This window comes from Pseudomonas sp. CFBP 8772 (assembly GCF_014841665.1).
Lineage (GTDB): Bacteria > Pseudomonadota > Gammaproteobacteria > Pseudomonadales > Pseudomonadaceae > Aquipseudomonas > Aquipseudomonas graminis_B.
Genome location: NZ_JACYUI010000007.1, coordinates 221,892 through 246,839 on the forward strand (window position 1 = coordinate 221,892; position 24,948 = coordinate 246,839).

Here is a 24,948-nt window from a genome sequence, read left to right on the forward strand (position 1 = left end):
CCTTCACAACGAGGGAGAGCGGCGAAATGCATGGAAGCAAACATGAACGGTCTTTGCGTATCGGTCGATATTCCCAACAGGGGAACGTCTATCTCGTAACCTCTGTGGTGAAGGATCGCACCCCTCTGTTCAGTAATATTCAAATAGGCCGCCTAGCGGTTCAGGAAATGAAACGTTTGCACGACTCAGGCGTTGTGCACTCATTCGCCTGGGTGGTTATGCCCGATCATCTGCATTGGCTGTTTGAACTCAAGTCAGGATCACTGCCTGCGCTCATGCAAGCGCTGAAGGGCAGAACCGCTTTCGCAGTGAACAAGGCACATGGCGCAAAAAAAATGACATGGCAGAAGGGTTATCACGATCATGGGGTCAGGGCCGATGAGGAGCTCGTCGAAATGGCTCGCTATGTCATTAACAACCCGATTCGAGCAGGGCTGGTGATGCACCGGGGGGACTATCCACTGTGGGACTGCGAATGGATGCTTGAGTGGGACTGCCTTTAGCTGTCCCACTAATAGACCGCGTGCGTTCAATCAGGCTGGTGCAGGCCAACTGTGAGACCTCAAGCAGTCAGCGGGGCTGGCTGAGGCTCAATGGTGCGACTGTGCGCAGTCAGCGGGACTGGCGAGATTTATTGTGGGACCGGCTTTAGCCGGGAAAGCGTCGGGTGTCACACCGCATATTTGATGGTGTTCGTGCCGGCTTCTTCCCGGCTAAAGCCGGTCCCACTAATAGTCCGCGTGCATTCATTCAGGCGGGTGCAGGCCCAATTGTAGGATCGCGCGCGGTCAGCGGGGCTGGCTGAGGCTCAATGGTGGGACCGTACGCAGTCAGCGGGGCTAGTTGAGATTTATTGTGGGACCGGCTTTAGCCGGGAAAGCGTCAGGTGACACACCGCATGTTTGATGGTGTCCGCGCTGGCCCTTTCCCGGCTGAAGCCGGTCCCACTAATGGTCCGCGTGCATTCAGTCAGGCTGTTGCAGGCCAGTTGTAGGACCAAGCGCAGTCAGCGGAGCTGGCTGTGCTCGAGGGCTCACACCGCCTTCGCCATCCGACCCGCGAAGAACGCCCAGCCGATCAGCAGCAGTGACAGCACGATCAGCGGCCACGAGCGCCAGTGCAGGTACGGCGTGAGGTTTTGCATCGGGGTCACTTCGCCGTACATCACGGCGCGCTCGAACTGCGGCACGGTGGTAGTGATTTCGCCGAACGGGTCGATCAGCGCGCTGACGCCGTTGTTGGTGGCGCGGATCATCCAGCGGCCGGCTTCCAGGGCGCGCATCTGCGCCATCTGCAAGTGCTGCAGCGGACCGATCGAGGTGCCGAACCACGTGTCATTGCTCACCGTCAGCAGCAGATCGCTTTGCGCCGACAGCCCTGCGGCGAACTCCGGGTACACCACCTCATAACAAATGAACGGCGCGATCTCATAACCCTTGGCCTGCAACAGCGCTTGCCCGGACGGGCCGCGCGCAAAGTCGGACATCGGCAGGTTGAAGAACCCGATCAACCCCCGCAGCAGGTCCTGCAACGGCACGTACTCACCAAACGGCACGAGCTTCTGCTTCAGGTAAGTGCCATCGCCTTCACCGGTTACGGTAATGGCGTTGTAGTAACGGTATTCCCCATGGGTGCCTTTCTCTCGCAGTGGCACGCCGGTGATCAGCGCCGAATCGCGCTCGGCCGCAAACTTGCCCATCACCGACAGGTAGCCTTCGACCGATTCCTTGAGCACAGGCACGGCGGTTTCCGGCCAGATGATCAGGTCAGCTTTCTTCGAGGTGAACGTCATGTCGCGGTACAGCGCCAGTTGCGCGTTGAGCGCCGCCGGGTCCCACTTCATGCTCTGTTCGACGTTGCCCTGCATGGCTGCGACGGTCAGCGGCTTGCCGGCAGGCTCGGTCCAGGCGTGATCTTTCAGGGCCAGCCCGGCAACCCATGGCGCCAGCAGCAACGCAATGCCTGCCGCCAATTTTGGCGCGCGGGTGCGCAAACGAGGCAGATTGCACAGCAGCGCGGCACTCAGGGCGAGCACAAAGGAGATCAGCCACATGCCGCCCAGTGGCGCGAGTCCTTTGAGGGGGCCGTCCAATTGGCTGTAGCCGGAATAAAGCCAGGGGAAACCGGTGAGGAACCAGCCGCGAAACATCTCCTGGCCGAACCACAGGGCTGCGAAGGCTAGAGAGTCTGCCAGCGGCGCTTCGTTACGACGGATCCAGCGGGCCCAGATCCACGCCGGCAGGGCGAAGAAAAACGCCACCGCTGCGCAGAACAGCACCATCAGGAAAGCCGCCAGCCAGACCGGCGCCTCGCCATAGGTGTGGATGCTGACGTAAATCCAGCTGGTGCCGCCGCCGAACAGGCCGAACCCGTAGGACCAGCCGCGCCAGAGGGCCTGACGCGGTGTGAGGTCACGCAGACCGAGATAGAAAACCACCAGCGCGACAATCGCCAGGGGCCAGATATCGAACGGTGCCAGGGCCAGGGTAATCAACGCGCCGGCCACCATGGCCAGCAGGTTACCGGGCCAGCCGGGGCGGGTGATCCAGCGCATTTACATTCCTTAAAGCGGGTAGGGCATTACGTGCGGTTGATCGGGCTCAGGCGCAGCAAGTGAATACGACGGCTGTCGGCATTCAGGATGCGGAAACGGTACGCGCCGATTTCGGTGATTTCATTACGCTTGGGCAGATGCCCGAACGCGTTCATCACCAGACCGCCGACGGTGTCGAATTCGTCATCGGAGAACCCGCTGTCGAAGAACTCGTTGAAGCTCTCGATCGGGGTCAGCGCTTTGACCAGGAAATCGCCACTGGGCAGCGGCTTGATGTAGCTGTCTTCCTCGACGTCGTGCTCGTCTTCGATGTCGCCGACGATTTGCTCAAGCACGTCTTCGATGGTCACCAGACCTGCGACGCCGCCGTATTCGTCGATGACGATGGCCATGTGATTGTGGTTGGCGCGGAATTCCCGCAACAGCACGTTCAGGCGCTTGGATTCAGGGACGAAGGTCGCCGGGCGCAGCAGGCTTTTCACGTCGCCGCTGCCACCGTCTTCCTTGAGAATCAGCGGCAGCAGGTCTTTGGCAAGCAATACGCCCAGCACGTCATCGTGGCTTTCGCCGATGACCGGGTAGCGCGAGTGCGCCGAATCGATCACGGCCGGCAGGAATTCGCGCGGGGTCTGGCTGGCCTTGATGCTGATCATCTGCGAACGCGGCACCATGATGTCGCGGACCTGCAGGTCGGCGACCTGGATAGCGCCCTCGACGATGGCCAGCGCTTCACTGTCCAGCAGCTTGTTCTGATGGGCTTCGCGCAGCAGCTCTAGCAGCTCCTGGCGGTTTTTCGGCTCATGGGCAAATGCCTGGGTCAGTTTGCCCAACCATGACTTTTGCCCGTTGCTCGATCGGTCTTCGCTCATAGCCCTTACTCGTGGTCCTTGGCTGATGTTTCTAAATGGGGTGTGTCGGAATGCGATGCTTCTTTATGAACAGCTTCGACAGGTTCTTCGTCTGCGTAGGGATCCGGATAGCCAAGTTCTGCAAGCAACTCCCGTTCCAGCGCTTCCATCTCTTCCGCTTCGTCATCATCGATGTGATCGTAGCCCAACAGATGCAGGCAACCATGAATCACCAGATGCGCCCAATGGGCATCCAGTGATTTGCCCTGTTCAGCGGCTTCACGGGTGACCACAGGCACGCAGATGACCAGATCGCCCAGCAACGGAATGTCCAGCATCTCGTCGGGGACGTCGGCAGGAAACGACAACACGTTGGTGGCGTAATCCTTGTGCCGCCACGTGTTGTTCAGCTCTCGGCCTTCCGCTTCGTCGACGAGGCGAATGGTCAGTTCCGAGTCAGCCGAACGCTGGCGCAGGCCCATTTCACACCAGAGGCGGAACTGGGCTTCGCTCGGGGCGCTGGCCTGACTCGCAAGTTGCAGATCCAGCTCAAGCATCGCGGCGAGTGTCCGGTGAACCGTGGGGAGCGGCCGGGTTGTCGGTGCGTTCTTCGTAGCGCTCGTAGGCTTCGACGATGCGCTGCACCAGCGGGTGGCGCACGACGTCCTTGGGCTTGAAGTGGGTGAAGCTGATGCCCGGCACGTCCTTGAGCACTTCAATGACGTGGTTCAGACCGGATTTCGTGCCCTTGGGCAAGTCGATCTGGGTCACGTCACCGGTGATCACGGCCGTGGAGCCGAAGCCGATACGGGTCAGGAACATTTTCATCTGCTCGACGGTGGTGTTCTGACTCTCGTCGAGAATGATGAAGCTGTTATTAAGGGTACGACCGCGCATGTACGCCAGCGGCGCGACTTCGATCACCTGCTTCTCGATCAGCTTGGCGACGTATTCGAAGCCGAGCATTTCGTACAGCGCGTCATACAGCGGGCGCAGGTACGGGTCGATTTTCTGGGACAGATCGCCGGGCAGGAAGCCGAGCTTTTCGCCCGCTTCTACGGCAGGACGCACCAGCAGAATGCGGCGGATGGTCTCGCGCTCAAGCGCATCCACCGCAGCGGCCACCGCCAGATAGGTCTTGCCGGTACCGGCCGGGCCGATGCCGAAGTTGATGTCGTTGGCGAGGATTTCCTTCACGTACCGCTGCTGATTCAAGCCACGGGGGCGAATCATGCCTTTCTTGGTACGCAAAGCGACGCCGACCTCGGCAGCAGGGTGGTTGTCCAGCTCTTCGACGCCGGATTCCTGCAGAAACAGATGGACCATGTCCGGTGACAGCTCGGTCGCTTTCGTTTCCCGATACAGCCGGCGCAGCAGGTTCTCTGCCGAGGTGGTTTGTTTGCGTTCGCCGATCATCTCGAACTGGCCTCCGCGATTGCGGATCTCGATGTCCAGGCGCTGTTCGATCAAGCGCAGATGCTCGTCGAATTGCCCGCACAGATTGGCGAAGCGGTGAGCCTCGATAGGTTCGAGGCTGAAGCGATGTGGTTCGATAGGTGCGTTCAAAGTGGTTTTGGGCCGCCCGACGGCAATGTGAAGTGACGTGAAGGATAACCCCTGCAGGCAGTGTCCGGAAGGGTTCGCGCACTAATGGGTAAATGAGGTCAGCAGACGCCCGGCAGGATGCCCTTTGGCAGACAGCCCGCCGGATCCGTGCGCCGAATCGCGGGCCGGTGCAGCCGACGTATGGCGGCTGTCCGGCACCTGATTCAACGCTTGGGCCTGCACGAAAAAATAGACGTGACGATTACATTGGGGCGCTTTTGGCTTATTGCAACAACGACCCGCGGAGCGAGTGGGGTTGGGCGCTGTCGATGTACACGTCGGTGAACTGGCCGATCAGCCGGGGGTTGTCGCAGCGGAAATTGACGATCCGGTTGTTCTCGGTACGGCCCTGCAATTCGCCCGGGTCCTTCTTCGAATAGTCGGTGACCAGAATGCGCTGCACGGTGCCGGCCATCTTGCGGCTGATGTCCAGGCCCTGACGGTTGATCAGGTCCTGCAGCTGCTTGAGGCGTTCTTTCTTCACTTCTTCCGACGTGTCATCGGCCAGATCAGCCGCGGGCGTGCCGGGGCGCGCGCTGTAAACGAAGGAGTAGGAGAAATCCATGCCGACGTCTTCAACCAGCTTCATGGTTTGCAGGTGATCCTTCTCGGTTTCGCCCGGGAAGCCGACGATGAAGTCGGAGCTGATGCAGATGTCCGGTACCGCCGCGCGCAGCTTGCGCAGGCGTGACTTGTATTCGAGCACGGTGTGATTGCGTTTCATCGCTGCAAGAATCCGGTCAGAACCTGATTGCACGGGCAAATGCAGATGCTTCACCAGTTCCGGCACTTCGGCGTGGGCTTGAATCAGGCTGTCGGAGAATTCCAGCGGGTGCGAGGTGGTGTAGCGAATGCGGTCGATGCCGTCGATGGCTGCAACCACGCGGATCAATTCGGCCAGATCAGCGAGGCGCCCGTCGTGGGTCGTGCCGCGATAGCCGTTGACGTTCTGGCCCAGCAGGGTCACTTCACGCACGCCGTTCTCGGCCAGATGAAGCACCTCGTTAATGACGTCGTCGAACGGCCGGCTGACTTCTTCGCCACGGGTGTAAGGCACCACGCAGAACGTGCAGTATTTGCTGCAGCCTTCCATGACCGACACATAAGCGCTCGGGCCATCGACACGGGGCTCGGGCAGGTGATCGAATTTTTCGATTTCGGGAAACGAGACGTCAACCTGGGGCAGGCGCGTGATGCGCGCCGCGTCGATCATTTCCGGCAGGCGGTGCAGGGTCTGCGGGCCGAAGACCACGTCGACGTACGGTGCGCGGTCGCGGATGGCCGCGCCTTCCTGACTCGCCACGCAGCCACCGACGGCGATGACCATTTCCGGGTTCGCCAGCTTCAGTTCACGCCAGCGGCCAAGCTGGGAGTACACCCGATCCTGCGCCCGCTCGCGGATTGAACAGGTGTTGAGCAGGATGACGTCGGCGTCTTCCGCCCGTGCGGTGACTTCCAGTGCTTGATGTTCGCCCAGCAGATCGACCATGCGCGAGCTGTCGTACTCGTTCATCTGGCAGCCGTGGGTTTCGATGTAAAGCTTCTTGGCCATGCGCGGGTTCATCAGGTGATTCAAAGAACCGCGCATTATAGGGATGCGGGCCCCGGCTTCCTAGCGTCGTCTAACCAGCGGCATGCTATAGTTCGCGCCCTTTTCAAAACGCTGACCACTGCCTGCCTGTTATGACCAAACGCGAAGCTCCAATCTACAAGGTGATTTTTCTCAACCAGGGACAGGTGTTCGAGATGTACGCCAAACAGATCTATCAGAGCGATCTGTGGGGTTTTCTGGAAGTGGAAGAATTCGTCTTCGGCGAGCGCACCACCGTGGTGGTCGACCCGAGTGAAGAGAAGCTGAAGGCGCAGTTCGATGGTGTTGTACGCAGCTTCGTGCCGATGCACTCGATCGTGCGGATCGATGAAGTCGAGCGGATGGGCACAGCGAAGATCACCGAGGCGCGTCACACCGGCAACGTCATGCCGTTTCCGATGCCCATGCCGGACAAGTAACCGACGGTCTACAAGTAGCCGATACCGGACAGGCGATCGGCAACAACAACGGGATCAGGGCTTGACGCTGTCGGCAGGGAAGGGCGCAAACGGTGTGCGTCCTTCAGCGGTTTGCAGCTCCAGCAGGTATTTGCGGAAGATCTGCCCGAGCACTTGCGTGGCCACTTCGAGATCCTCGCGCTTCATCTGTGCCGACACTTCATCCGCCTGGTCCAGTGCATCTTCCGAACCGTTGACCGCCGCCATCTTCAGCACGATATACGCCTGAATGTTATTGGCCTGCACCCCTTCGCCACGAAAGAACATCAAACCCAGCTGGTACTGCGCCTGGGCATGGCCCTGCAACGAAGCTTTTTCGAAATAGTTGAGTGCCTGGGGCAAGTCACGTGGCGCACTTTTGCCCTCGTAATAGAACTCCCCCAACTCGTATTGCGCCTGCGCATCCCCATCCTGAGCCGCCTGCTGACAAGCGGACAACGCTGCTGGCAGGTTGTCTGGCTGGGTATCGAGGGTGCAACGACCCACCGCCGGGATCAACAACGAGTTGCCACCTGCATTAGCCAGCAGGGGATGAAGAAGCAACAGGCAGCCCAATGCAAGGGTGCGGCCGGTGCGATTCATGGAAGTCGACTTACCTCTGAAAAAGGTGCGGGCATGCCCGTCCAGCGAAACGTGCTGGCTGCGCATTATGAAATAAGCGAGGGCAACCTTACAAAGTCTTTACTGATTTTCTGCTGCGCGGGCTTGATAGACCTGAATTCAGGGCGGTTGACCAGGCCGTAGACACTCGGGCGGCATCCGTTCCGCCCGGTCTGCCGGTCATTTCAGTTGAGCAAACGCCTTTTCTGCCGCGTCCAGCGTCTGCTGCAACTCCGCGTCACCGTGGGCGATGGAGGTGAAGCCGGCCTCGAAGGCGCTTGGCGCCAGGTAAACGCCGCCTTCCAGCATCAGGTGGAAGAATTGCTTGAAGCGATTGGCGTCGCTGGTCATCACGTCCTGGAAGGTGACGATTTCTTTGGCGTCGCTGAAGTACAGGCCGAACATGCCGCCCGCCTGGGTGGTCACGAACGGGATGCCGGCGGCGTCGGCGCGCTGTTGCAGGCCTTCCAGCAGGCGCGTGGTGAAGGCAGTCAGTTCGTCGTGGAAACCCGGGCGGCTGATCAGGCGCAGGGTGGTCAGACCCGCCGCCATCGCCAGCGGGTTACCCGACAGGGTACCGGCCTGATACACCGGGCCCAGCGGCGCGATGTGCGACATGATTTCGCGCTTGCCGCCGAAGCAGCCGACCGGCATGCCGCCGCCGATGATCTTGCCGAAGGTGCTCAGGTCCGGCTTCACGCCGTAGTACGCCTGCGCGCCGCCGAGGGCAACGCGGAAACCGGTCATCACTTCGTCGAAAATCAGCACCACGCCATGTTCGTCGCAGGCCTCGCGCAGGCCTTGCAGGAAACCCGGCGCGGGCGGCACGCAGTTCATGTTGCCCGCCACCGGCTCGACGATGATGCACGCCACTTCCTGGCCAACGTCAGCCAGCATCGTCTTGACCGCGTCGATGTCGTTGAACGGCAGGGTCAGCGTGTGCTTGGCGAACGCCGCCGGTACGCCGGGCGAACTCGGTACGCCCAGGGTCAGTGCCCCCGAACCGGCTTTCACCAGCAGGCTGTCGGAGTGGCCGTGGTAGCAGCCCTCGAATTTGATGATGCTGTCCCGACCGGTAAAACCACGGGCCAGACGGATCGCGCTCATGGTCGCTTCGGTGCCGGAGCTGACCATGCGCACCATTTCCATCGACGGCACGATCGAGCAGACCAGATCGGCCATCTCGGTTTCCATCGCGGTCGGCGCGCCGTACGACAGACCGTGTTCCAGCTGCTTGCGCACGGCGTCCAGCACGTCCGGGTGGCTGTGGCCCAGAATCATCGGGCCCCACGAGCCAACGTAATCGACGTAACGCTTGTCGTCTTCATCGGTGACGTAGGCGCCCACCGCGTGCTTGAAGAACAGCGGCGTGCCACCAACGCTTTTGAAGGCGCGGACCGGCGAGTTGACGCCGCCGGGGATGTGTTTCTGGGCGTTGGCGAACAGGGTTTCAGAACGGGACATGATGAGGTCTCTGTTTGAATCGGGAATGAATGAGTGCGTAACCGGCCTGATTCAGAATCAGGCGGGCTTGAACAAATCGTTGAAGGCGCGGGCGCGACGGGTGACTTCCTGGGTGGTTTCCGCGCCGAACAGCCCGTGCACGACGGCCAGCAAGTCGGCGCCATGGGCCACCAGCGGCGCGGCATTTTCCAGGGTAATCCCACCAATCACCGCGATGGGCAGATTGATGCGCTTGCGCGCCTGGCTGAGCAGGTCGAGGCTGCACGTCGGCGCGCCGGGTTTGGTCTGGGAATTGAAAAAGCGTCCGAAGGCGACATAGGTGGCGCCGTCGGCCTTGGCCTTGTCGGCCAGCTCAAGCTGCGCGTGGCAGGTCGCCCCGACAATGGCTTTGTGACCGAGCAGGGCGCGGGCGTCCGGCAGCGAGCCATCGGTTTGCCCCAGATGCACGCCGACACCCAGCCGCGCGGCCACTTCGGCGTCGTCGTTGATGATCAGGCGGGTCTTGTAGCGCTCGCACAGTTTGAGCAGCGCCGAGGCCTCACGCAGGCGGCGGGTCTCGTCACCGGATTTGTCGCGGTATTGCAGAAGGGTCACACCGCCATCGAGGGCGGCTTCGACGTAAGACAGGAATTTACCGGCCAACAGCTGGCTGTCGGTCACGGCATACAAGCCACGTAATCTCATCAAGGTGCCTCTTTTTCGTGGCGTTACGAGCAGAAATCCAGCGGCAGGCGGCGCGGAACAAATTGTCCCCGGCCCAGCTGTTCGGCATCGCGCAGCGTGCGCCAAGTGTAGTCCAGCGCCATTTGCACAGCGCCGATCAGGTCCTGACCCTGGGCCAGTCTTCCCGCCAGTGCGCTGGCCAGTGTGCAGCCGGAGCCGTGATAGCTGCCCGGCAGACGCTGACAGGTAAAGGTGCGTGACTGACCGCCGCGGATGTACAGGCGGTTGTGAACTTCGTGCTCATCGCCATGACCGCCGGTAATCAACAGGTGCTCACAGAACGGCAGCAGCTTCTCGGCGCACTCATCGGCCGTGCCTTCAGGCAGCTCAGCCAGAATGCGCGCTTCCGGCAGGTTCGGCGTGGCGATAGTCGCCAGAGGCAAAAGACGCTCGCGCATGGCGTAACCCACTTCGTCCTTGCCCAGCCGACCGCCGCCACCGGCACGCAACACCGGATCGCAGACCATGGGCAGGTGCGGATGCGCCGTCAGCAGTTCGACGACGGTGTCGACCATCTCCAGCGAACCCAGCATGCCCAGCTTCACTGCCGCGACGACGGAATCGTTGAGCACGGCATTGGCTTGCGCCAGCACCCACTCACGATCCAGCACGCGAAAGTCAGTGACGTTCACGGTGTCTTGAACAGTGAGGGCGGTGATGGCGGGAGCCGCGTGGCAACCCTGGGCGAGCAGGGCTTCGATATCTGCCTGCAAGCCGGCGCCGCCACTGGGGTCGTGACCGGAGAGACAGAGGACAACAGGGCGGGAGCTATAGATATTCATGGTGCGCGAGCTTACCACTAAAGTTTTTGCCGGTGGGACCGGCTTCAGCCGGGAAGGCGCCAGTACAAACACCATCAATTTTGCGGCAGGACGCATGCTGTTAGTAGGACTGGCTTCAGCCGGGAAAGCGCCAGTGCAAACACCATCAATTTTGCGGTGAGACATCCGACGCCTTCCCGGCTAAAGCCAGTCCTACAAGGGAACGCTGTGTTTCAGTAGGACCGGCTTCAGCCGGGAAGAGGCAGATGCGTTCACCATTGATTTTGCAGCGAGACATCCGACGCCTTCCCGGCTAAAGCCAGTCCTACAAGGGAACGCTGTGTTTCAGTAGGACCGGCTTCAGCCGGGAAGGGGCCGGTGCGTTCACCATTGATTTTGCAGCGAGACATCCGACGCCTTCCCGGCTAAAGCCAGTCCTACGGGGGAACGCGGTGTTTTAGTAGGACCGGCTTCAGCCGGGAAAGCGCCAGTGCAAACACCATCAATTTTGCGGTGAGACATCCGACGCCTTCCCGGCTAAAGCCAGTCCTACAAGGGACGCTGTGTTTCAGTAGGACCGGCTTCAGCCGGGAAGAGGCAGGTGCGTTCACCATTGATTTTGCAGCGAGACATCCGACGCCTTCCCGGCTAAAGCCAGTCCTACAGGGCCGCGCGGTGTTTTAGTAGGACCGGCTTCAGCCGGGAAGGGGCCAGTGTAAACGCCATCAATTTTGCGGTGAGACATCTGACGCCTTCCCGGCTAAAGCGAGTCCTACAAGGGAGCGCGGTGTTTTAGTAGGACCGGCTTCAGCCGGGAAGGGGCCGGTGCGTTCACCATTGATTCTGCAGCGAGACATCCGACGCCTTCCCGGCTAAAGCCGGTCCTACACGGGAACAAACCCGCCCCGCACAATGCGCAGATTTAGATGGTGTCATCGAGCTATCGGTCGCTATCCTGTGGCGCTTCATACATTCCGCCAGAAGAGTGAATGCAAGTGCGTTGCCCGCTGACCTATTCGACCGATACAGCGGTCGCTCGCAGAATTGCGAAGCCGTGCGATTTGCCCACGGCAGCTCGTGGACTCCATCAGTGCCAAGGCGGTGCCCCATGCGCCTGGTGCTGATTGTCCTGCTCTGCCTGTTGCCGATGTTCGCCAGCGCCGTCGATTTTGATGAAAAGACCCGCAGCCTGGCACTGGGGCGCGACACCCAAGTGTTCGAAGACCCCACCGGCGATGCGACCATCCAGCAAGTCTCGTCCCCCGAGGGCGCCTCACGCTTCCAACCGCTTGCCAGTCAGTCGCTCAACGCCGGGTACTCTCGCTCCGCTTTCTGGCTGAAGGTGCGTCTGACGTATCGCCCCGGCAACCCGCTGGCGTCCGCCGACTGGCTGCTGGAAATGGCCTACCCGCCGATGGACCACGTTGATCTCTACCTCGGCGACGGCGACGCGCGACCCCGTCTGGCCTGGCAGACCGGCGACATGCTGCCGTTTGCCAGCCGGCAGATTAAGCAGAACAACTACGTGTTCGATCTCAACCTGAACGCCCACGAAACCAAGACCGTTTACCTGCGAGTCGCCAGCCACGGCTCGGTGCAGGCGCCGCTCAATCTGTGGGCCAGTCACGCCTATATAGAAGAGCAGCCGTCGCGGCTGTACATCCTCGGCATGATTTACGGCGTGCTGGCGGTGATGCTCGTCTACAACCTGTTCATCTACCTCAGCGTGCGCGACACCGCGTACCTGTATTACATCCTCTACATCACCTTTTTCGGCCTGTATCAGGTGTCGGTCAACGGCGCGGCGATTGAGTATTTCTGGCCGGACAACCCGTGGTGGGCCAATACCTCAACCACCTTCCTCATCGCCGCCGCGATTCTGTTTGCCAGCCAGTTCACCCGTAAATTCCTGCAGACGCCGAGCCTCGGTCGCTGGCTGGACGTGCCGTTGCGGGTGATGATGGTCTGCGCCGCGGTGATCATGGCCCTCGCGTTGAGCATGGATTACGGCGTTGCGCTGCGCCTGGTGACCGGGCTGGTGTTGTTGTTCACGCCGGTCGTGCTGTTGATCGGGCTGGCGGCGTGGTTCAAGGGCCGGCGGGTCGCGCGGTACTTCATCATCGGCTGGTCGGCGTTCCTGATCGGCGGGGTGGTCAACGCGACCATGCTGCTGGGGCATCTGCCCAACACCTTCTGGACCATGTACGCCAGCCAGATCGGTTCGGTGATCGAGGTGGCATTGCTGTCGCTGGCGCTGGCCGACCGCATCAATGCCATGCGCGAGCGTGAGGCGCAGATCATGGCGGAATCGAAGCAGGGCCTTGAGACCCTGAATCAGCAATTGGCGGTGAGCAACCGATTGAAAGACGAGTTTCTGGCCACGCTGACCCATGAACTGCGCACGCCCATGAACGGTGTGATCGGCTCGCTGGAATTGATGCAGATGGACGTGGCCGAGAGCGAGATCGAGCTGTATCGCCAGACCGCCGCCGATTCGGCGCAAAACATGATGGGCATCGTCAACGGCATCCTCACGCTGACCGAACTGCAAGCCGGTCGGGTCACTGTGCGCAACGAGCCGTTCAGCCTGCGGCATGTGCTGTTCCAGCTGCGCAGTGGCTTCGAGCCGCTGGCCCGCAGCAAGGCGTTGCCGCTGAGTGTGGAGCTGGACGAAACGCTGCCGGACAGCCTTGAAGGTGACAGCGTCAAGTTGCGCCAGTGCCTGGAGTGCCTGCTGGACAACGCGATCAAGTTCACCAAAACCGGTTCGATCAGAGTCCGCGTCAACGGCCAGCGCCCAGACGCCGAGCACGTGCGGCTGGTGATCGACGTCATCGACACCGGCATCGGCTTCAGTCGACTGGATGAAGAGACGCTGTACGCCAACTTCTTCCAGGTGGATGGATCGACAACGCGGGAATACGGCGGGCTGGGCATCGGCCTGGCGATTTGCCGACAGTTGATTGAATTGCAGGGCGGGCGCCTGAGCCATCAGTCCGAACCGGGCAATGGCAGCCAGTTCCGCTTGAGCCTGGATGTGCAGATCGCACCGCAATCGGTGTAGGAGCGCCACCCCGGTCACTCCTACAGTTGATCTGTGTCTATTCAAGTAGATTTTGGGCGGTTGCAGCGTGTGATGGTCGCAACGCGTTGGGACTGTAAAGGCTGACCCTTGTAGGAGTGAGCTTGCTCGCGATTGCGGTGTGTCAGATGACTTTTCCGTAACAGACCCACCGCGTTCGCGAGCAAGCTCACTCCTACAGTCGATCCGCGTTCACTCAGGCGTAGCTCAGTCCCTACAGGGCTAATACAAGGCAAAACCGCCGTGATTTCGTCTTCTATGGCGCTGTCGCCGGGAAGGGGGGCGTGATTCACTAGTTCAGCAGCACAACCGCCCCGTGCTGCCCGGACCGGAGTCGCCTCATGGACCAGCCCATCAATCTGCATCAGTTCGCCGAGACCCACGAGGTCACCAATCAGCCGCCTTCTCTGGACGGCACCAACCTGTACCGCATCGACCTGCCGCTGCAAGAGTGGTCCCGGCGTTTCGGCGCAGGCTGGGCGCAAGACAGAATCGACGCCTACGGCGCGCTGGCCGGCGGCCCGTTGATGGAAGCGGGTTTTCTCGCCAACCAGAACAAGCCGGTGTTCGCCAGCCATGATCGCTACGGCCATCGCATCGATCTGGTGGAGTTTCATCCTGCGTACCACCAGTTGATGCAAACCGCCGTCGAGCACGGCATCCCGTCGCTGCCGTGGACCGATCCCAGGGAAGGTGCCCACGTCGCCCGCGCGGCGATGAGCTATCTGCACACCCAGGCCGAAGCCGGCAGCGGTTGTCCGCTGACCATGACCTTCGCCAGCGTCCCGGCCCTGCGCCTTCAACCGGACCTGGCCGAAACCTGGCTGCCGAAGGTCCTCGCCACCCACTACGACCCGCGCAATGTCGGCATCGCCCACAAGGCCGGCGCCACCATCGGCATGGCCATGACCGAGAAACAGGGCGGCACCGACGTGCGCGCCAACACCACGCGGGCGCATCCGGTTGGCCAGCCCGGACCCGGTCAGGCGTATGAGCTGGTCGGGCACAAATGGTTTTGTTCAGCGCCCATGTGCGACGCCTTTCTCACCCTGGCGCAGACCGACAAGGGCCTGACCTGTTTCCTGCTGCCGCGCCATCGCCCGGACGACACCCGCAACGCGTTCTACATACAGCGGCTGAAGAACAAACTGGGCAACTGGTCCAACGCCTCCAGCGAAGTGGAATTCCGCGGCGCCCTGGCGTGGATGGTGGGCGAGGAGGGGCGCGGCGTGCCGACCATCATCGAAATGGTGGCGATGACCCGCTTCGATTGCATGACCGGTTCCAGCGCGCTGATGCGTCAGGCCCTGACCCAGGCCGCGCATCATTGCGCCCACCGCAGCGTCAGTGGTCGCTTGCTCAGTGAGCAGCCGCTCATGCAAAACGTGCTCGCCGATCTGGCACTGGAAAGCGAAGCGGCCCTCGCACTGACCCTGCGCATGGGACGCTCGCTGGAGCGTCTGGACGACGGCCACGAAGCCCGTTTCGCACGACTGGTGACGGCGGTGGGCAAGTACTGGATCTGCAAACGCGCGCCGGCGATGATCAACGAAGCGGCGGAATGCATGGGCGGCGCAGGCTATGTGGAGGACACCATTCTGCCGCGCCTTTACCGTGAGGCGCCGGTCAATTCGACGTGGGAAGGTTCCGGCAATGTGCAGTGCCTGGACGTCCTGCGGGCGTTGTCCAAAGAGCCTGGCGTGCTGGATGCGCTGTTCGATGAGCTTGGCGACGGTCATGGCGACACGCGTCTGGCCGCGCATATTCATGGCTTGAAAAAGGCTTTTCAGGACCCCGGCGACATCCAGTACCGCGCCCGGCAACTGACCGAAGACATCGCCGTTGCGTTGCAGGCAAAGCTGCTGCTGGAAGCGGGCAATGCCGTGGTCAGCGACGGGTTTATTGCCGGACGCCTTGAGCGGCCGGGACGCGTCTACGGCGCCTTGCCGCGCGGGGTGGATGTTCAGGCGCTGGTCGCGCGGTCATCGCCGCAGCTATAACGCGTCCATTGCCGCGTCTGCCACAGGCAACTCGTGCCTTCGTCATCTGTTGCAGGCAAGATATGCGCTTGCAAGATAAGAAGGATATGCATCGTGACCGAAGCTTTCATTGTCGTAGAAACTGCCGAACACGCCGTGGACCGGCTCGCTGAGCTGCACGCACGGGCAACCACCGCCTTGAGCCAGGCGCTCAAGCGCTACCTGAAAGACCGCGTCGAACCGACTGCCGCCGAGCGTCTGACGTTTCGCTACCCCGAACTGCGTCTGACCTATCACTGCCAGGGCGAAGTGCCGCTGACCACCCGCGCCTACGCCAAGGTTCAGCTGCCGGGCACCTACAGCGTCACCGTCACCCACCCGGCGGCGTTCCGCAAATATTTGCTCGAACAGCTTGTGCCGTTGATGAACGACTTCACCGTGACGGTGGAAGTGGGCGTCAGCGAACAGAACATTCCGTACCCCTACGTGGTCGAGCAGGGCGATGAGCTGGCCGGTACCGGCGTCACCGCCGCGACCCTTGCGCGTGTCTTCCCGAGCACCGATTTGTCGGCGGCCACCGATGGCATCGCCGACGGTCTGTACGACTGGGCCAACACCGATCCGCTGCCGCTCGCGCTGTTCGACGCCGCCCGGGTGGATTTCTCGCTGCGCCGTCTGGTGCATTACACCGGCAGCGACTGGCGCCATGTTCAGCCGTGGATCCTGCTGACCAACTACCACCGCTACGTCGACCAGTTCATCGTGCATGGCCTGGAAAAACTGCGCGACGACCCGCGCTTCGTGAAGATGGTCCTGCCGGGCAACGTTGTTGTCGACAAGAGCATGGATTACGGCGAAGCCCAGGCCATCGTCTCCGGCGTGGTCTGGCACCGTTACCAGATGCCGGCGTACCACCTGATCGCCGAAGACGGCCATGGCGTGACATTGGTCAACATCGGCGTTGGCCCCTCCAACGCCAAGAACATCACCGATCACCTCGCGGTATTGCGTCCGCATTGCTGGCTGATGATTGGTCACTGCGGCGGCCTGCGTCAGTCGCAGACCATCGGTGACTACGTCCTCGCCCACGCCTACATGCGTCGCGACGGCATTCTTGACCGCGTGCTGCCGCCGAATATCCCGATCCCGGCCCTGGCCGAGGTGCAGTTGGCGTTGCAGGAATCAGCCGCGCAAGTTACCGGCGAACGCGGCGACGATTTGAAGAAGCGTCTGCGCACCGGCACCGTCCTGACTTACGACGATCGCAACTGGGAACTGCGCTGGGCTCAGGAGCGGCCGCTGATCAACCTGTCTCGCGCCGTGGCGGTGGACATGGAAAGCGGCACCATCGCTGCCCAGGGTTATCGCCTGCGGGTGCCTTACGGGACCTTGCTCTGTGTCTCGGACAAACCGCTGCACAGCGAGATCAAGCTGCCGGGTTCGGCCAACGCATTTTACGAGCGTGCGGTCACCCAGCATTTGAAGATCGGCATCGCCGCGCTGGACTTGATGCGCACGCAGCTCAACTCGCTGCATTCGCGCAAGCTGCGCAGCTTCGACGAACCGCCGTTCCGCTAAGGGCTCCGTTAAGGCGTTAGGCGTTCAACGAAAGGGCCACTAAAGTGGCCCTTTCTGTTTAGTGATCTTTTCTGTTCCCGTCATCTTTACCGGTTTCCCATGCCCCGCAATCAACGTCCTGATCCCCGCCGTCCTTCACCCGATCGTCCCGGTGCGCCTCGGCGTGTCGCCAAAGCACCGCCCGCCGAACCTCGGCTGATTCTGTTCAACAAACCCTTCGACGTGCTGACCCAGTTCAGTGATGGCGAAGGCCGGGCGACGCTCAAGGATTTCATCGAGATCCCTGGCATCTACCCGGCCGGTCGCCTGGACCGCGACAGCGAAGGCTTGCTGCTGCTGACCAACGACGGCCAGTTGCAAGCGCGCATCGCCGACCCCAAGCACAAGCTGGCGAAAACCTACTGGGTGCAAGTGGAAGGCGAGCCGACGGAAGAGCAACTGCAAAAGCTACGTGACGGCGTCGAGCTGAACGACGGCCCGACCTTGCCTGCCCAGGCCCGGCAACTGGACGAACCCGAACTGTGGCCGCGCAACCCGCCGGTGCGATTTCGCAAAAGCGTGCCGACGAGTTGGCTGGAGTTGGTGATCAAAGAAGGACGCAACCGCCAGGTGCGCAGGATGACCGCAGCGGTCGGCCTGCCGACGTTGCGACTGGTGCGCGTGCGGATTGGCGACTGGTGCCTTGATGGGCTGGATCAGGGGCAGTGGCGGGAAGTGCCGGCGAAGCTTTGAGTAAAAACGACAGGCCGTCGCGAAGCAAACGCAACCCCTGTGGGAGTCGAGCTTGCTCGCGAAGACTGCGTTACAGCCGCTGAAGACTTAGCGGCTGTACCCGCCTCTTCGCGAGCAAGGTGGATCGCCACCCCGGTCGCTCCCACAAAAACCCTGTACCTGCGCGGACGCGCTTCACCCACGCAAATGCACCAGTGGCAATTCGGTGCTTGCCAGTACCTGATTGAGCACGAAGCTGGAGCGCACGCTGGTCACGCCGTCGATGCGGGTCAGGTGGCCGAGCAGAAATTTCTGGTAGTGATCCATGTCCGGGACGACCACCTTCAACTGGTAGTCGGCGTCGATACCGGTGACCAGGCTGCATTCCAGCACCTGCGGCAGGTTGCGGATGTGGTGCTCGAAATTCTCGAAGCGGTCGGGCGTATGGCGGTCCATGCCGATCAGCACGTAGGCCGTCAGGCTAAGGCCCAGCTTCTTGCGGTCCAGCAGCGCGACCTGCCCCACGATATAACCATCGTCTTCCAGCTGCTTGACGCGACGCGAGCAGGGTGAAGGCGACAGGCCAATGCGCTCGGCCAGCTCCTGATTGGAAATGCGCGCGTCCTTTTGCAGTTCGGCCAAAATACTCAAGTCATACCTATCGAGCTTGCTCACCATAAGCGCCTTTATTGAATGGATTGCGCAGGATTATTAATCTGAAGTGAATTATTGCGCAAGTGGTGTTTTCATTAGCAATATTCGCAATCCTGTGTCGTCCCCCAAAGCCTATTCTTTTAACCAGAATCACTGCCCGGACACAGCGTCCAGCGCGGCCCGCCGAATCAGGCCAGCCGCGGTCTCCAACCCGACAGGGTTGAGCAGGCCACCGGGCTACGCACTGTCCAGAAGACGATGCGAGGTGAGCCGGCGTCAAAAGCGTCGAGCCAGGACGAAGTATTCCAGAGAGGGCCATTGAGCCCTCTTTTTTTGTGCCTGCCTTTTCAGCTCAGGCCGCAGTGGTGCTTCTACAGTTTCATCCGCCACGCTGATAGAGTGCGGCGAACGGCGCACCCGACTAGCAGTCCTATCAACAGGTATCCGCGCCGCAGTGAGGAAAGCATGAACACGCGCATCTGGCGTTTGGCAGGTGTCAGTCTCTTGGCCTTGAGCATCGGTGCTCAGGTGTGGGCCGACGACAATAATCAGCAGCAACAGCAGCAACAGCAACAACAGCAGCAGCAGCGCCAACAGCAACAGCGCGGGTTTGAGATGCAGCGTCAGCAGCAGGAGAAGCAGCGCGGTTTTGCCGAGGATCAGCAGCGTCAGCAGCAACGCCAACAGCAGGCGCAGCAGCAGCAACAACAGCAGCGGCAGCAGGAGCAGCTGCAGCAAAACCGCCAGATTCAGCAGAACCAGCAAGAGCGCGCCAATCAGCAGCGCCAGCAGCAGGAACGCGAGCGCGACCTTCGCGACGATCAACGCCAACAGCAGCAACAGCAACAGCAGCAACAGCGCCAGCAACAGCAGGATCAGCAACGACGCCAGCAAGAGCAGCAGCAACAACAGCGTCAGTTGCAGGATCGCCAAGGCGGCCTGCCGATTCAGGGTCGGCCGGACACAGTGGTTCAGACTCAAGAGCCGCGGCAGGGCTTCTACCGCGACCAGCCCCGAGACAACCGCTGGCGCGACGGCGACCGTCGTCCTGATAACGGTAACTGGCAGCCCGGCCGTCCCGGTGGTCATGGCGATGGTTGGGGTTCGGGCCCGCGCTATCGCCCGGGTTACGAAATTGATCGCATGCCGGGCGGGTATTCCCGCGTGCCGTATCGCGGCGGGGACTACTTCTACTCAGGCGGCTACTGGTATCGCCCACAGGGACCGCGTTATGTGGTCGTCCAGCCCCCACGGGGTGTCCGCGTGCGCTATCTGCCTGACTACGCTCAACAGGTCTGGCTTGGCAGCGCGCTGTTCTTCGTCGCCGCCGGCACCTATTACACCTACGAGCAGAACACCCAGGAATATGTGGTCGCCGAGCCTCCCCAGAATGTCGAACCGGTGTACTCGCCGCAGCAGCCGCAGCCCGTTCAGCAGGCCGCGAATCCCTATGACGTTGTCGCCTATCCCCCCGAAGGCAAGCCGCAACAGGAAATCGAACAGGACCGCTACGACTGCTACCGCTACGCCGTGCAGCAGAGCAATTTCGACCCGGCAGGCGCGGCCTTTCAGCCGGCACCGGAAGTGCTGGGTGTCTACCGTCAGGCGATGGCCAGTTGTTATGCAGGGCGGGGGTATAGCATTCAGCAGTGAGTGCGGGATGTAGCCTGGGATGCACAATGCGCAGCGCACTGTTTTTGTAGGACCGGCTTCAGCCGGGAAGAGGCCGGATTGAGCACCATCAGATTTACAGTGTGACAACCGACGCCTTCCCGGCTAAAGCCAGTCCCACTAAAGTACACACCGATAGTAGGACCGGCTTCAGCCGGGAAGATGCCAGTGCGAGCGCCATCAGATTTGCGGTATGACACCAGACGCCTTCCCGGCTAAAGCCGGTCCTACCACCGTCTCAATTCAAAACCGGTCCATCCTCACGCCCCACCACTTCCTGCGGATCCGCGTGCACCAGCACTTCGGCCTTGGGGAATTCGTGCTGAATTGCCGCTTCCACCCGCTCGCACAAATCGTGCGCCACTGAAAGCGTCAGCGTGCCCGGCAACTCCAGGTGCAGCTGCACAAACCAGTGATTGCCCGAAATCCGCGTGCGCAGGTCGTGGGCACCCAGCACACCCGGCACGCCCTGGGCCAGCTCGAGCATTTTTGCGCTGACATCGACAGGCAGCTCAGCGTCCATCAGCACTGACACCGTTTCCCGGGCAATGGAAATCGCGCTCCACAAAATGTAGAACGCGATGGCCAGACCGAAATAAGCGTCCAGCTGGGAGTAGCCGAAATAGGCCAAGCCCAGCGCCAGCATGATGCTGAAATTGAGCAGCAGGTCAGAGCGATAATGCAGGGAATCGGCGCGGATCGCCGCCGAACCGGTTGCCTTCACCACGCGGTGCTGCAACATCAGCAAGGCAATCGTCAGACCAATCGACAACACCATCACCAGCAAACCCAACCCGGGAGCGCCGAGGGGCTGCGGGTGCTGGATACGGTCCACCGCCTGAAAGCCGATCAAAAACGCACTTACTGCGATGAACAGCGCCTGGGCCATGCCCGACAACGCCTCGGCCTTGCCGTGGCCATAGCGATGATCATCGTCGGCGGGACGCAATGCGTAATGCACGGCCAGCAGATTGAGGAAAGACGCCGCGCCGTCGAGCATCGAGTCCGTAAGGCCGGCCAGCAGACTCACTGAGCCGCTGAGCCACCACGCAACCGCTTTGGCAACGATCAGAATGCTCGCCACGGCAAGCGAGGCGCGGGTTGCCAGACGCAATAAGCGGGCGTGTTCGGGACTGGTGCTCATGGCGCTTCCTTTAAATCACAGACTCAAGCGGACGGTACAAGGCCAAGGGAGGCAAGCTGCTGGGTGCTGCCTTTGTGCTGGATCAGACGAGGATCATCCAGCGGCAGGGTACGGCCGAGCTCTGTTTGAATGATGGCTTGCAGCTTGGCGTTGTCGACGGTGCCGTCAGTGCGCACCGCCGGTTCAAGCTTTTGCGGATCGATCTGAGCGTGAGTGCCGCCTGGCAGATAGATCGCGCCAGTGGCGAAGTCCACGCCGAACGCGATCACGCCGGGAATGATGTAGAACAACAGGCCGATGGCGTCGAGTATCACGATCGCCGGGTCCATTCGCCCACTGCCCTGAATCTGGCCGCGACGATCCGGGTAGAAAATACTGCCGCAGGCAGTCAGTTGAGTCAGCAGGGTGGCGACCAGAACACCGCCAATCAAACGGGATGGAATGCGCATGGGGATCTCCTCAGAAGAAGGCGCAACTATACAAGGCAAATGCCTAATCAATAAGAGTATCCGTGGGGGAAGACAGTTCGTTGAAGGCAGATGAGCGAAAGCTGATTTCGAGCTGGATTCCGCGCCTGTTCAGGATCCATTAAGCAGGTCATGGGCGAGGGCATCGATTTCGAGAATTCGCCGGCGAAGGTTCTGTGATAAATTTGCGTCGCTGCCCTAGCACCTCCACTCCCGGGCTTTTGAAACGGTGATGAGACTAGGTTAAGTTGTGGCCCCGCTTGCGGGGCTTCCTTGTTTCTGGCGTTTGAGAATCGGCAGCACGCTGTTCTCTGGCGCCCTTCGCAAACGCATCCCCACACAGGCTGGGGGCCTGCGATGCTCGTGGGTATACTCCCCGGCTGATCTGGGAGCCACCATGAATTCTTTGCCCATCGATGCCGTTCTCCCTGCCCTGCGCCAGGCCCTTGCCGACCGGGATGAGGCCGTGCTCGAAGCGCCGCCTGGCGCGGGCAAGACCACCCGGGTGCCGCTCGCGCTTTTGCATGAGTCGTGGCTGGGTGGACAAACGATCCTGATGCTTGAGCCCCGGCGTCTGGCTGCTCGTGCTGCTGCTGAAAGACTGGCGAGCGAGCTGGGGGAGGGCGTCGGCGAGACGGTGGGTTATCGGATTCGTCTGGACAGCAAAGTCGGCCCCAATACCCGCATTGAAGTGGTCACCGAAGGCATTCTCACCCGGCGCTTGCAGGAGGACCCTTCGCTGGAAGGTGTCGGCCTCCTTATTTTCGACGAATTTCATGAAAGAAGCCTCGACGCTGATCTCGCGCTCGCCCTGAGCCTCAACGGTCGCGCGCTGTTTCGTGACGAGCAGCCGCTGAAGATTCTGCTGATGTCGGCGACGCTCGAAGGCGCGCGGCTGTCGAGCTTGCTCAACGATGCGCCGGTGATCAGCAGCGAAGGGCGCATGTTCCCGGTGTCGATGCAGTGGGGGCGGCCGTTTCAGCCGGGGGAGTTCATCGAGCCGCGGGTGGTGCAGACCGTGCTCGATGCGCTGGGCAGCGAGTCCGGCAGCGTGCTGGTTTTCCTGCCGGGGCAGGCCGAAATCCGTCGGGTCAATCAGCAGCTGATTGAAGCGGTGGGCGATCGCAGCGACGTGCTGCTGTGTCCGCTGCATGGCGAGCTCGACCTGAGCGCTCAGCGCGCGGCAATCGAACCCGCGCCCAAGGGCAAACGCAAAGTCGTGCTGGCCACCAACATTGCCGAGACCAGCCTGACCATCGATGGCGTGCGGGTGGTCATCGACGCGGGGCTGGCGCGGGTGCCGCGTTTCGATCCCGGCAGCGGCATGACGCGCCTCGACACCCAGCGGATTTCCCGGGCCAGCGCCACTCAGCGGGCGGGTCGGGCAGGGCGGCTTGAGCCGGGCGTCTGTTATCGGCTGTGGTCCGAGGCTCAGCACGATCAATTGGCGGCCTACGGCGCGGCGGAAATCCTTCAGGCCGACCTCGCCGGCCTGGCGTTGCAACTGGCGCGGTGGGGCGTCGAACCGGCGCAGCTGACGTGGCTGGACCTGCCGCCTGCCGGCGCGTACGCCCAGGCGCAAGACCTGCTGGCTCGGCTGGGCGCTCTGACGCGCAAGCCGGGCGAAGACTGGAAACTCGTGCCTCACGGCCAGTCGATGGCGGAGGTGCCCGCGCATCCACGCATCGCCCATTTGCTGCTGCGCGGTCATGAATTGGGCCTGGGCCCGCTGGCGTGCGATGTCGCTGCATTGCTGGGCGAGCGCGACATTCTGCGCGGCGCCGGTGCCGATCTGCACAGTCGGCTCACGTTGCTGGCGGGCGCAGAACGCGCAGCGAAAGGTGCGCAAGGCGGCGTGCAGCGAGCGCGGCAGTTGTCCCGCCAATATCGGGGTTATCTGAGGGGCGCGGCCCGGAAACCGTTCGTCGATCCTGATCACCCGCGCTGGCTCGGCGCGTTGCTGGCGCTCGCCTATCCCGATCGCGTTGCACAGCAACGCCGTGCTGGCGGCGCGGAGTATCGACTCGCCAACGGCCGTGCCGCCTTGTTCGCCGAGCCAGACGCACTGATGAAACAGCCGTGGCTGGTGGTGGCCGACCTGGGCAGCCGCCAGGGCCAGCGCGAGGAGCGTATTTATCTGGCCGCCGAGTTCGATCCCGACCTGTTCAACACAGTGCTCGCCGAACAGGTGACGCAGTTCGATCAACTGGATTGGGACGAGCGCGAGGGCGTATTCCGCGCCGAACGTCAGCGCAAGGCCGGTGAACTGATCATCAGCCGCGAGCCGCTCACCGGGCTGGACGATTCAGCACGGGGGCAGGCGTTGCTGGCGCTGGTGCGGCGCAAAGGGCTGGAGCTGCTGCCATGGACACCGGAGCTGCGCCAGTGGCAGGCGCGAGTCGGTCTGTTGCGTCAGATGGATCTCCAAAAGCTGAGCGAAAGCGAGTGGCCGGACGTGAGCAACGATGGCTTGCTGGCGACGCTGGAGCACTGGTTGCTGCCGTACCTGGGTAAGGTCACGCGGCTGAGCCACTTTGGCAATCTGGACCTGTCATCGATCCTCCACAACCTGCTGCCATGGCCCTTGCCCCAGCGGCTCGACGAACTGGCGCCGCATCACCTGACCGTGCCGTCGGGTTCATCGGTGCGCCTGGATTACAGCGAGTCCCCGCCCATTCTGGCGGTGCGCCTGCAGGAACTCTTCGGCCTGGCCGACACCCCGCGCATCGCCAACGGCCGGCAGATCGTCAAGCTGCACCTGCTGTCCCCCGCACGCCGCCCAGTGCAAGTCACCCAAGACCTCGCCAACTTCTGGCGCAGTACCTATGCCGAGGTGAAGAAGGATTTGAAAGGCCGTTACCCGAAGCACTATTGGCCGGACGATCCATTGATTGCAGAACCGACCGCGCGGGTGAAGCCGAGGAAGTGATCGGCTGTACAAAGGCATGACCCCGAGCGAATGAAAAAAAACTTCATCAGCCATGTGAGGTAAATACGCGTTCAACCCGTGTAATAGTAACGAATCGCATTAGCGTTCTTTTCATTACGGAGTCAGCTC

The 24,948-nt window shown here is 61.6% G+C and carries 20 protein-coding genes and 1 pseudogene; 8 read left to right on the forward strand and 13 right to left on the reverse strand.

Going from position 1 to position 24,948, the window contains the following annotated elements; all coding sequences use genetic code 11:
• Positions 1–26 precede the first annotated feature (26 nt).
• Entirely contained in the window at positions 27–503 is a 477-nt protein-coding gene (locus IFT99_RS16330) for an REP-associated tyrosine transposase (protein WP_192133535.1), read from the forward strand.
• 530 nt (positions 504–1,033) lie between these two features.
• Here the strand turns inward: IFT99_RS16330 and lnt are convergent.
• From lnt to miaB, 5 genes are all read right to left on the reverse strand, one after another.
• Positions 1,034–2,554: an apolipoprotein N-acyltransferase gene (gene lnt, locus IFT99_RS16335; RefSeq protein ID WP_192133537.1), complete on the reverse strand. Its 1,521-nt coding sequence runs from the start codon at positions 2,552–2,554 to the stop codon at positions 1,034–1,036.
• Positions 2,555–2,580: 26 nt separating this feature from the next.
• Positions 2,581–3,423 carry an HlyC/CorC family transporter gene (locus tag IFT99_RS16340; protein WP_065988361.1) on the reverse strand — a complete coding sequence of 281 codons (843 nt, stop codon included), beginning with the start codon at positions 3,421–3,423 and terminating at the stop codon, positions 2,581–2,583.
• A 5-nt stretch (positions 3,424–3,428) separates the two neighbouring features.
• On the reverse strand, positions 3,429–3,959 hold the full coding sequence (gene ybeY, locus IFT99_RS16345) for an rRNA maturation RNase YbeY (protein ID WP_192133539.1): 531 nt from the start codon (positions 3,957–3,959) through the stop codon (positions 3,429–3,431).
• Positions 3,952–4,968: a PhoH family protein gene (locus IFT99_RS16350; protein WP_065988359.1), complete on the reverse strand. Its 1,017-nt coding sequence runs from the start codon at positions 4,966–4,968 to the stop codon at positions 3,952–3,954. The genes ybeY and IFT99_RS16350 overlap by 8 nt, the downstream gene beginning before the upstream one ends.
• Before the next feature lie 262 nt (positions 4,969–5,230).
• Positions 5,231–6,559, reverse strand: a complete 1,329-nt coding sequence (miaB, locus tag IFT99_RS16355; RefSeq protein ID WP_172609812.1) for a tRNA (N6-isopentenyl adenosine(37)-C2)-methylthiotransferase MiaB — start codon at positions 6,557–6,559, stop codon at positions 5,231–5,233.
• Positions 6,560–6,690: 131 nt separating this feature from the next.
• Between miaB and IFT99_RS16360 the strand changes: the two genes are divergently transcribed.
• Entirely contained in the window at positions 6,691–7,017 is a 327-nt protein-coding gene (locus tag IFT99_RS16360) for a DUF1820 family protein (protein WP_065988358.1), read from the forward strand.
• A gap of 54 nt (positions 7,018–7,071) precedes the next feature.
• Here the strand turns inward: IFT99_RS16360 and IFT99_RS16365 are convergent, their stop codons facing one another.
• The 4 genes from IFT99_RS16365 to IFT99_RS16380 all read right to left on the reverse strand — a co-directional run bounded on the left by IFT99_RS16365 (position 7,072) and on the right by IFT99_RS16380 (position 10,625).
• Positions 7,072–7,638 carry a tetratricopeptide repeat protein gene (locus IFT99_RS16365; RefSeq protein WP_065988476.1) on the reverse strand — a complete coding sequence of 189 codons (567 nt, stop codon included), beginning with the start codon at positions 7,636–7,638 and terminating at the stop codon, positions 7,072–7,074.
• A gap of 198 nt (positions 7,639–7,836) precedes the next feature.
• Complete coding sequence (gene hemL / locus IFT99_RS16370) at positions 7,837–9,120, reverse strand: glutamate-1-semialdehyde 2,1-aminomutase (RefSeq protein WP_065988357.1); 1,284 nt, start codon at positions 9,118–9,120, stop codon at positions 7,837–7,839.
• Positions 9,121–9,177: 57 nt separating this feature from the next.
• A complete protein-coding gene (gene thiE, locus IFT99_RS16375) occupies positions 9,178–9,804 on the reverse strand; it encodes a thiamine phosphate synthase (protein WP_192133541.1) in 627 nt (208 codons plus the stop codon).
• A 23-nt stretch (positions 9,805–9,827) separates the two neighbouring features.
• Positions 9,828–10,625, reverse strand: a complete 798-nt coding sequence (locus IFT99_RS16380) for a hydroxymethylpyrimidine/phosphomethylpyrimidine kinase (RefSeq protein ID WP_065988475.1) — start codon at positions 10,623–10,625, stop codon at positions 9,828–9,830.
• Positions 10,626–11,712: 1,087 nt separating this feature from the next.
• Between IFT99_RS16380 and IFT99_RS16385 the strand changes: the two are divergent.
• The 4 genes and pseudogenes from IFT99_RS16385 to IFT99_RS16400 form a co-directional block, all read left to right on the forward strand.
• Positions 11,713–13,650, forward strand: a pseudogene (locus IFT99_RS16385) (sensor histidine kinase); the annotation flags it as partial.
• Between the two features lie 389 nt (positions 13,651–14,039).
• On the forward strand, positions 14,040–15,686 hold the full coding sequence (locus IFT99_RS16390) for an acyl-CoA dehydrogenase family protein (protein WP_192133655.1): 1,647 nt from the start codon (positions 14,040–14,042) through the stop codon (positions 15,684–15,686).
• A 93-nt stretch (positions 15,687–15,779) separates the two neighbouring features.
• Positions 15,780–17,243, forward strand: coding sequence for an AMP nucleosidase (amn, locus tag IFT99_RS16395; protein ID WP_065988354.1), 1,464 nt, complete (start codon positions 15,780–15,782; stop codon positions 17,241–17,243).
• A gap of 99 nt (positions 17,244–17,342) precedes the next feature.
• Positions 17,343–17,975, forward strand: a complete 633-nt coding sequence (locus tag IFT99_RS16400) for a pseudouridine synthase (protein WP_244656996.1) — start codon at positions 17,343–17,345, stop codon at positions 17,973–17,975.
• Positions 17,976–18,149: 174 nt separating this feature from the next.
• Here IFT99_RS16400 and IFT99_RS16405 read toward each other — a convergent pair whose 3' ends face one another.
• The gene (locus tag IFT99_RS16405) at positions 18,150–18,629 is read right to left on the reverse strand and encodes an Lrp/AsnC family transcriptional regulator (protein WP_065988473.1); all 480 of its coding nucleotides are present in this window, start codon (positions 18,627–18,629) and stop codon (positions 18,150–18,152) included.
• A gap of 255 nt (positions 18,630–18,884) precedes the next feature.
• Positions 18,885–19,541 carry a hypothetical protein gene (locus tag IFT99_RS26580; RefSeq protein WP_446731134.1) on the reverse strand — a complete coding sequence of 219 codons (657 nt, stop codon included), beginning with the start codon at positions 19,539–19,541 and terminating at the stop codon, positions 18,885–18,887.
• 33 nt (positions 19,542–19,574) lie between these two features.
• On the opposite strand from IFT99_RS26580, the gene IFT99_RS26585 reads away from it, so the two are divergent.
• The gene (locus tag IFT99_RS26585; RefSeq protein WP_192133546.1) at positions 19,575–20,261 is read left to right on the forward strand and encodes a DUF6515 family protein; all 687 of its coding nucleotides are present in this window, start codon (positions 19,575–19,577) and stop codon (positions 20,259–20,261) included.
• Positions 20,262–20,517: 256 nt separating this feature from the next.
• On the opposite strand, the gene IFT99_RS16420 is transcribed toward IFT99_RS26585, so the two are convergent.
• On the reverse strand, positions 20,518–21,423 hold the full coding sequence (locus IFT99_RS16420; RefSeq protein ID WP_065988350.1) for a cation diffusion facilitator family transporter: 906 nt from the start codon (positions 21,421–21,423) through the stop codon (positions 20,518–20,520).
• Between the two features lie 23 nt (positions 21,424–21,446).
• Positions 21,447–21,872 carry a polyribonucleotide nucleotidyltransferase gene (locus IFT99_RS16425; protein WP_065988349.1) on the reverse strand — a complete coding sequence of 142 codons (426 nt, stop codon included), beginning with the start codon at positions 21,870–21,872 and terminating at the stop codon, positions 21,447–21,449.
• A 415-nt stretch (positions 21,873–22,287) separates the two neighbouring features.
• Between IFT99_RS16425 and hrpB the strand changes: the two genes are divergently transcribed.
• On the forward strand, positions 22,288–24,819 hold the full coding sequence (hrpB, locus tag IFT99_RS16430) for an ATP-dependent helicase HrpB (protein ID WP_192133548.1): 2,532 nt from the start codon (positions 22,288–22,290) through the stop codon (positions 24,817–24,819).
• Positions 24,820–24,948: the final 129 nt, after the last annotated feature.

Bases quoted from the DNA above. Each gene is read 5' to 3' on its own strand.
- IFT99_RS16340 (WP_065988361.1), bottom strand. From the start codon at position 3,423: ATGAGCGAAGACCGATCGAGCAACGGGCAAAAGTCATGGTTGGGCAAA.
- ybeY (WP_192133539.1), bottom strand. From the start codon at position 3,959: ATGCTTGAGCTGGATCTGCAACTTGCGAGTCAGGCCAGCGCCCCGAGC.
- IFT99_RS16360 (WP_065988358.1), top strand. From the start codon at position 6,691: ATGACCAAACGCGAAGCTCCAATCTACAAGGTGATTTTTCTCAACCAG.
- IFT99_RS16330 (WP_192133535.1), top strand. From the start codon at position 27: ATGCATGGAAGCAAACATGAACGGTCTTTGCGTATCGGTCGATATTCC.
- IFT99_RS16425 (WP_065988349.1), bottom strand. From the start codon at position 21,872: ATGCGCATTCCATCCCGTTTGATTGGCGGTGTTCTGGTCGCCACCCTG.
- lnt (WP_192133537.1), bottom strand. From the start codon at position 2,554: ATGCGCTGGATCACCCGCCCCGGCTGGCCCGGTAACCTGCTGGCCATG.
- IFT99_RS16420 (WP_065988350.1), bottom strand. From the start codon at position 21,423: ATGAGCACCAGTCCCGAACACGCCCGCTTATTGCGTCTGGCAACCCGC.
- hrpB (WP_192133548.1), top strand. From the start codon at position 22,288: ATGAATTCTTTGCCCATCGATGCCGTTCTCCCTGCCCTGCGCCAGGCC.
- IFT99_RS16365 (WP_065988476.1), bottom strand. From the start codon at position 7,638: ATGAATCGCACCGGCCGCACCCTTGCATTGGGCTGCCTGTTGCTTCTT.
- hemL (WP_065988357.1), bottom strand. From the start codon at position 9,120: ATGTCCCGTTCTGAAACCCTGTTCGCCAACGCCCAGAAACACATCCCC.
- IFT99_RS16380 (WP_065988475.1), bottom strand. From the start codon at position 10,625: ATGAATATCTATAGCTCCCGCCCTGTTGTCCTCTGTCTCTCCGGTCAC.
- thiE (WP_192133541.1), bottom strand. From the start codon at position 9,804: ATGAGATTACGTGGCTTGTATGCCGTGACCGACAGCCAGCTGTTGGCC.
- IFT99_RS16400 (WP_244656996.1), top strand. From the start codon at position 17,343: ATGCCCCGCAATCAACGTCCTGATCCCCGCCGTCCTTCACCCGATCGT.
- miaB (WP_172609812.1), bottom strand. From the start codon at position 6,559: ATGGCCAAGAAGCTTTACATCGAAACCCACGGCTGCCAGATGAACGAG.